The following is a 6,936-nucleotide window of genomic DNA, read 5'->3' on the forward strand; positions in this document are numbered from 1 at the left end:
CCGGGGGGGGCGCCCCCCCCCCCCCCGCCGCCCCCCCCCCCCCCCCCCCCCCCGCCCGGGGCGGGGGCCCCCCCCCCCCCCCCCCCCCCCCCCCCCCCCCCCCCCCCCCCCCCCGCCCCCCCCCCCCCCCCCCCACGGGTGGGGGAGGACAGTCCGACGCGTCACCGCCCCCGGTCGCCCGCCGACCGGGGGCGGTGGCGTGCCCGGCCCGGACCGTCCCGTGGACGATCCTTCACATTTGTTTTGCGACTTGGGTTATATAACCGTGACGGGCTATGTTCGTCTTTTGCTTGACCCTCGACATAAGTGCCCCTACGTTTATCACCCATGCGAGCCGACGACGTCGCGCAGGACGTGCGCACACCGGTGCTGGAGCCGGGTGCGCCCCTCCCGGGAGCGACCACAGCAGGGGCCCTCGCCGCCCGACAGACCTTTCCCTCCAGCGCCCCGGACGAGGGCGGGCTCCCCGCCGCCGGCTACCGCGCCGGAATCCTCGGCGCCGGGTTCATGGGCGGCGTCCACTCCCGGGCCGTGCGCACGGGGGGCGGACGCGTCGTGAGCGTCGCGGCCGCCGACCTCGACACCGCGCGCGCCGCGGCGCCGGGGATGGGCGCCGAGCGCGCGGTCGGCTCGGTCCAGGAGGTCCTCGACGACCCCGAGGTCGACGTCGTCCACGTCTGCACGCCCAACCACCTGCACGTCCCCCTCGCCCGCGCGGCGCTCGAGGCCGGCAAGCACGTCGTGTGCGAGAAGCCGCTCGCGACCGACGTCGAGGGCGCGGTCGAGCTCGCGGGCCTCGCCGCGGACGCCCGAGCCGCCGACGGTCGCGTCGCCGTGGTCCCGTTCACCTACCGCTTCCACCCCATGGTCCGCGAGGCGCGCGTGCGCGTGCGCAGCGGCGAGGTCGGCGCGGTCTCGCTCGTGCACGGGTCCTACCTGCAGGACTGGCTCCTGCGCGACTCCGACGACAACTGGCGCGTCGACCCCGCGCTCGGCGGCGCGAGCCGCGCGTTCGGCGACATCGGCTCGCACTTCTGCGACCTCCTCGAGTTCACGACCGGGCACCGCATCGTGCGGCTCGTCGCGCAGTCGGCCACGGTCAACCCGCGGCGCCGCGGCGCGGACGGCGTCGAGCGCGAGGTCGCGACCGAGGACGCCGTGACCCTCCAGTACGCGACCGACGCGGGCGCGCTCGGGTCCGCGGTCATCTCGCAGGTGTCGGCGGGACGCAAGAACCGCCTGTTCCTCGAGATCTCGGGCTCGGAGTCGACCCTGTCGTTCGACCAGGAGCAGCCCGAGCTGCTGTGGGAGGGCCGGCGGGACGCGTCGCGCCTCCTCGTGCGCGACCCGGAGTCGCTCTCGGCGGCCGCCGCCCGCTACTCGCGCCTGCCCGCGGGTCACGCGCAGGGCTACCAGGACTGCTTCGACGCGCTCGTCGCCGACACGTCCGCCGCGATCGGCGGGGACGTCCCCGACGGTCTGCCCACGTTCGACGACGGCCTGCGGGCCGCGCGTCTCGCCGCGGCGGTCGCGGAGTCGGTGCGCTCGGGCGGTTGGGTCGAGGTGGCGGCGTGACCGCGACCACGACGCGCGAGCCGCGGCCCCCGGCCGCGGGGGAGGGCGGGGACGAGCCGATCCTGCGCCTGCGCGGCGTGGGCAAGGAGTTCTTCGGCAACTCCGTGCTGCGCGACATCGACCTCGACGTGCGCCCCGGTGAGGTCCACGCCCTCGTCGGCGAGAACGGTGCGGGCAAGTCGACGCTCATGAAGATCATCGCGGGCGTGCACCGCCCGGACGCGGGCACGGTCGAGCTCGACGGCGAGGTCACGACCTTCGCGTCGCCCCTCGCCGCGCAGCACGCGGGCGTGTCCACCGTGTTCCAGGAGTTCAACCTCCTGCCCGAGCGCTCCGTCGCCGAGAACGTCTACCTCGGCCGCGAGCCGCGCCGCGCCGGCCTCGTCGACCGGCGCCGCATGCACGCCGACACGACCGCGCTCCTCGCCGACCTCGGTCTCACCGGTCTCGCGTCGTGGATGCGCGTCGGCTCGCTGTCGGTCGCGCAGCAGCAGATCGTCGAGATCGTCAAGGCCGTGTCCTACGACGCGCGCATCATCTCGATGGACGAGCCGACGGCGGCGCTCGCCGACCAGGAGGTCGAGCTCCTCTACGAGCTCGTGCACCGGCTCAAGGAGCGCGGCGTCGCGATCCTCTACGTCTCGCACCGCCTCAAGGAGATCTTCGACCTCTGCGACACCATCACGGTGCTCAAGGACGGCAACCACGTGCTGACCACGCCGACGGCGGACATCGACCCCGACCGGCTCGTGCGCACCATGGTCGGCCGTGACTTCGCGGGCTACTTCCCCGACAAGGACCCCTCGACCGTCCCGGGCGAGGTGCGCCTCGCGCTGGAGGGCGTCGGCAACACGCAGGTGGACGACGTGTCGTTCGAGGTCCGGGCCGGCGAGATCGTCGCGCTCGCGGGTCTCCAGGGCTCGGGGCGCACCGAGATCGCGCACGGCATCTTCGGCATCGCGGGCTTCACGCGCGGCCGCGTCCTCGTCGGCGGACGACCCGTGGACGTGCGCTCGCCGCGGCAGGCCGTGCGCGCCGGGCTCGCGCTGGTCACCGAGGACCGCAAGGCCGAGGGCCTCGCCCTGGGCCAGTCGATCCTCGCCAACGCGCGCCTCGTGCTCGACGCGGTGGTCCCCGGCCAGGCGGACCGTCGCGCGAAGCGGATCCCCGGGATCCTCTCGTCGCTCGAGCTCGTCGCGAGCTCGCAGGAGGCCGAGGTCCAGTACCTGTCCGGGGGCAACCAGCAGAAGGTCGTCCTCGCGAAGTGGCTCGTCACGGACCCGCAGGTCATCGTCCTCGACGAGCCGACGCGCGGCATCGACGTGGGCGCCAAGCGTGCGGTCTACGACCTCATGCGCGAGCTCACCGCGAACGGCGTCGCCGTCCTGTTCATCTCGTCCGAGCTCCCCGAGGTCGTCGCGATGGCGGACCGCGTGCTCGTCATGCGCGACGGCCGCCTCGCGGGCGAGCTGCCCGCGGGCAGCGACGAGGAGACCGTGATGGCGCTCGCCACGGGCGCGGGCGAGGACACCTCGGGCGAGCACGTCCGGGTCGACCTCGACGCCCTCGCCGACGCCGACGAGCTCCCCGGCGCGGAGCCGGACGCCGCCCCGCACGACCACGACGGCCCGAAGGAGGACCGATGAGCACCGCGGTCGCGACCGCCGCGCCCACCGCGCGCCGCGCCCCGGCGCGCCGGCGCCGCCTGGGCTCGACGGAGATCGTCTACCTCGCCCTCGTCGGGATCCTCGTGATCGCCGGCGTCCTCGTCGCCGTCGGCGGCGGCAACCTGTTCAGCACCGCGAACACCGCGTACATGCTCACGCAGACGAGCCTGCTCGGGTTCGTCGCGATCGGGCAGACGTTCGCGATCCTGTGCCGCTCGCTCGACCTCTCGGTCGGCTACGTCGTCGCGCTCGCGTCGATCGTCGGCGCGACGACCATGGCGGGCGACCCGTCGCGCGTGTGGCTCGGCGTCGTCGCGGCGCTCGGGGTGTCGGCGGTCGTCGGGCTCGTCAACGGGCTCGTCATCGCGAAGCTGCGCGTCAACGCGTTCATCGCGACGCTCGGCGTGGGCCTCATCATCAAGGGCTACCTCGACACGCAGTTCAAGGGCCCGGCGGGCGACGTGCCGTCGTCCTTCCAGATGTTCGGGTACACGCGCGTCGGCCCCGTCCCGGTCTCGACGATCGTCATGCTGCTCGTCGCCGCGGCCGGTGTCGTGCTCCTGACGCGCACCCGGCCCGGGTACCACATGTTCGCCGTCGGGGGGAACACCGACGTCGCGCGGCTCTCGGGCATCCGCACCGACCGCACGCTCGTCCTCGCCCACGTGCTGTGCTCGGTGTGCGCGGGCGTCGCGGGCCTCCTCATCGCCGCGCGCTTCGGCACGGGCAACGCGCTCGTGTACTCCTACGGGCTGGACCTCGACTCGATCGCCGCCGTGGTGCTCGGCGGGACCCTCCTCCTGGGCGGGCGCGGCTCGGTCGTCGGGACGGTGGGCGGCGTCCTCATCCTCGCGGTGCTCGACACGGTCTTCAACGTCCTCGACGTCGACCCGTTCTTCAAGGACGTCCTGCGCGGCGTCATCATCATCGCCGCCGTCGCGCTGTACGCCCGGCGGCAGATCGACCCGGCGAGCAGCCGGGCCCGCTTCCGCCCGACCCGCACCGGAGGTGCGTCCGCATGACCACCGACACCACGCGCCGGACGATCCCCGCGCGCGCGCCGCGCGCGGGCTGGCTCGAGCGGCTCACCGCCGGCGGGAGCTGGACCGTGTTCGCGCTCCTCGTGCTCGTCTTCGCGGTCATCCTCGTGATGAACCCCTCGTTCGGCGAGCCGATGTCGCTCATGGCCTTCGCCAAGAAGGCCGCGCCGCTCGTCATCCTCGCGATCGGGCAGTACTTCGTCATCGTGTCCGGCGAGTTCGACCTCTCGGTCGGCTCGCTCGTGGGGGCGCAGGTCGTCATCGCGGCGAAGCTCATGGACGGCGAGGACGCGATGACGTGGCCCGTCATGGCGCTCATGGTCGTGTTCGGCCTCGCGGTCGGCCTCGTCAACGGGCTCGTCACGACCCTGCTCAAGGTGCCGTCGTTCATCACGACGCTCGGCATGATGCTCGTCCTCTACGGCGCGATCCGGCTCTGGACGGGCGGCGCGCCCACGGGCGCCCTCACGGACGGCTTCCGGCAGTGGGGCCGCGGGGGCGTGCCCGACACCCCCGGCCAGTTCCAGGTGCCGTACGCGCTCGTGGTCGTCGTCGTGCTCGGCGTGCTCGCCGCGCTGCTCATGCGCCGCCCGTTCGGCCGCACGCTCGTCGCGACGGGCGACAACGACGTCGCGGCCGGGTACGCCGGGGGCGCAGTGTGGTGGGTGCGCACGCGCGCGTTCCTCCTGTCCGGGTTCCTCGCGACCGTCGCCGCGGTCCTCATCGGCGGCTACGCGGGCGTGACGGCCCAGGTGGGCCAGGGCCTGGAGTTCATGGCGATCACGGCCGTCGTGCTCGGCGGCGTCGTGCTCGGCGGCGGGCGCGGGACGGTCGTCGCGGCGATGGCCGGCGCGCTCACGCTCGAGGCGCTGTTCACGCTGTTCAACCAGCTCAGCCTCCCGTCGACCATCCGACCGGCCGTCCAGGGCGTGATCATCATCGCCGCGGTCGCCTACGCCGCGCTGCCGCGCCGGTCGCGGCGCCGCGCGTCCGCCTCCGGCGCCCCGCCCGCCGCGGGGCCGGCCGCCGCACCGAAGGAGCCCGCCCCCGCCAACGCCTGAGCCCCGGCGCCCCGGCGGACCTCCGCCCGCGCGACCTCCAGCCTGCCCGCAGACCCCCCACCTACCGACCCAGCACCCCCCTTCCCCGCACGCTGCGGGACGACGACGTCTCACCAAGGAGAGAAGGACATGCGACGTACACGAGCACTCCTGGCCGGCACGGCGGTGGCCACGCTGTTCCTCGCGGCCGCCTGCACGACCGACACGCCCACCGACACCGGGGAGGGCGGTCAGACGTCCGCCGAGGAGAGCCCCGCGAGCGAGGAGTCCGGCGGCGCCGACTCCGAGTGGTTCGTCCAGGCGGACTACGACCGTCAGCTCGCCCAGCGCGAGGTCGTGCCCGAGGGGCCGGCCGACCAGCCGTGGCTCCAGGCGATCGAGCCCGAGTACGTGGACACGGCCGAGTTCGCGAGCGCGGAGGGCGGCAACACGCTGTGCTTCTCGAACGCCTCGGTGTCCAACCCGTGGCGCGTGACCGGCTGGATCACGATGCAGCAGCAGGTCGACGTCCTCACCGAGGAGGGCGTCATCGGCGAGTTCCGCGTGTCCGACGCGGCGGACGACGACAACAAGCAGATCTCCGACATCCAGGCCTTCGTCGAGGCGGGCGACTGCGACGCGATCATCATCTCGCCGTCCACGACGGCGACGCTGACGCCCGCGGTCGAGGCCGCCTGCGAGTCGGGCAAGCCCGTCATCGTGTTCGACCGCGGCGTCAACACCGACTGCATGGTGACGTTCATCCACCCGATCGGCGGCTACGCGTACGGCGCCGACGGCGCGGAGTTCCTCGTGGAGAACCTCGAGCCGGGCTCGAAGGTCCTCGCGCTGCGCATCCTCCCGGGCGTGGACGTGCTCGAGAACCGCTGGGCGGCGGCCGACAAGATCTTCTCCGAGTCGGAGCTCGAGGTCGTCGGCGCGGAGTTCACCGGCGGTGACGGCGCGAAGATCAAGGACATCGTCACGCAGTACCTCCAGCGCGGGGACGTCGACGGCATCTGGATGGACGCCGGCGACGGCGCCGTCGCGGCGGTCGAGGCGTTCGAGGACGCGGGCAAGCCGTACCCGGTCTTCATGGGCGAGGACGAGATGAGCTTCCTGCGCAAGTGGAAGGACACGGACATGACGGCGATCGGCGCCGTGTACTCCAACTTCCAGTGGCGCACCCCGATCCTCGCGGCGCAGATGATCTGGGCCGGCGAGCAGGTGCCGTCGGAGTGGGTCCTGCCGCAGGCGCCGATCGAGGCCGAGGAGCTGGACGCCTACCTCGACGCGAACAAGGACATGCCGTCGCTGCACTACGCGAAGTTCGGCGGCGAGGACCTGCCGGGCTTCCCGGGGGCCTGGACGGACCGCTGACCCGTTCGAGGGCCGCGGACCGGTAACGTCCGACGAAGCACCTCGGTCCGGCCCCGCGGGGGCGGGCCACCCCCGGGCCGCCCCGTCGCCCTCCGCCCCGCCCGGCGCCCCCCCCCGGGGCCCCCCCCCCCCGCGCCCCGCCCGCGCGGGGGTGGGCCCCCCGGGGGCCGGGCCCCGGGGGGGGGCCGGGCCGGCGGCGGCCCGCGCCGAGGGCGGCGCCGGGGGCCGTACCCC

Annotated in this window: 5 protein-coding genes; all 5 read left to right on the top strand. The window is 74.1% G+C overall.

What is annotated here, in order from left to right; all coding sequences use genetic code 11:
* Positions 1–327 precede the first annotated feature (327 nt).
* The 5 genes from GYH36_RS18580 (at position 328) to GYH36_RS18600 (ending at position 6,702) form a co-directional block, all read left to right on the top strand.
* Positions 328–1,575 carry a Gfo/Idh/MocA family protein gene (locus GYH36_RS18580; protein WP_162290627.1) on the top strand — a complete coding sequence of 416 codons (1,248 nt, stop codon included), beginning with the start codon at positions 328–330 and terminating at the stop codon, positions 1,573–1,575.
* On the top strand, positions 1,572–3,221 hold the full coding sequence (locus tag GYH36_RS18585) for a sugar ABC transporter ATP-binding protein (RefSeq protein WP_162290628.1): 1,650 nt from the start codon (positions 1,572–1,574) through the stop codon (positions 3,219–3,221). Before GYH36_RS18580 ends, GYH36_RS18585 begins: the two co-directional genes overlap by 4 nt.
* Positions 3,218–4,264 carry an ABC transporter permease gene (locus GYH36_RS18590; RefSeq protein ID WP_024839218.1) on the top strand — a complete coding sequence of 349 codons (1,047 nt, stop codon included), beginning with the start codon at positions 3,218–3,220 and terminating at the stop codon, positions 4,262–4,264. The genes GYH36_RS18585 and GYH36_RS18590 overlap by 4 nt, the downstream gene beginning before the upstream one ends.
* Positions 4,261–5,343 carry an ABC transporter permease gene (locus tag GYH36_RS18595; protein WP_024839217.1) on the top strand — a complete coding sequence of 361 codons (1,083 nt, stop codon included), beginning with the start codon at positions 4,261–4,263 and terminating at the stop codon, positions 5,341–5,343. The genes GYH36_RS18590 and GYH36_RS18595 overlap by 4 nt, the downstream gene beginning before the upstream one ends.
* Before the next feature lie 129 nt (positions 5,344–5,472).
* A complete protein-coding gene (locus GYH36_RS18600; RefSeq protein ID WP_024839216.1) occupies positions 5,473–6,702 on the top strand; it encodes a substrate-binding domain-containing protein in 1,230 nt (409 codons plus the stop codon).
* The last annotated feature ends 234 nt before the right edge of the window (positions 6,703–6,936 follow it).

Origin of the sequence: Cellulosimicrobium composti (assembly GCF_010287905.1) — a bacterium.
GTDB classification, from domain to species: domain Bacteria; phylum Actinomycetota; class Actinomycetes; order Actinomycetales; family Cellulomonadaceae; genus Cellulosimicrobium; species Cellulosimicrobium composti.

What these genes read in the sequence shown, in the direction of transcription:
- GYH36_RS18600 (WP_024839216.1), top strand. Translation starts at nt 5,473, where the DNA reads ATGCGACGTACACGAGCACTCCTGGCCGGCACGGCGGTGGCCACGCTG.
- GYH36_RS18590 (WP_024839218.1), top strand. Translation starts at nt 3,218, where the DNA reads ATGAGCACCGCGGTCGCGACCGCCGCGCCCACCGCGCGCCGCGCCCCG.
- GYH36_RS18580 (WP_162290627.1), top strand. Translation starts at nt 328, where the DNA reads ATGCGAGCCGACGACGTCGCGCAGGACGTGCGCACACCGGTGCTGGAG.
- GYH36_RS18595 (WP_024839217.1), top strand. Translation starts at nt 4,261, where the DNA reads ATGACCACCGACACCACGCGCCGGACGATCCCCGCGCGCGCGCCGCGC.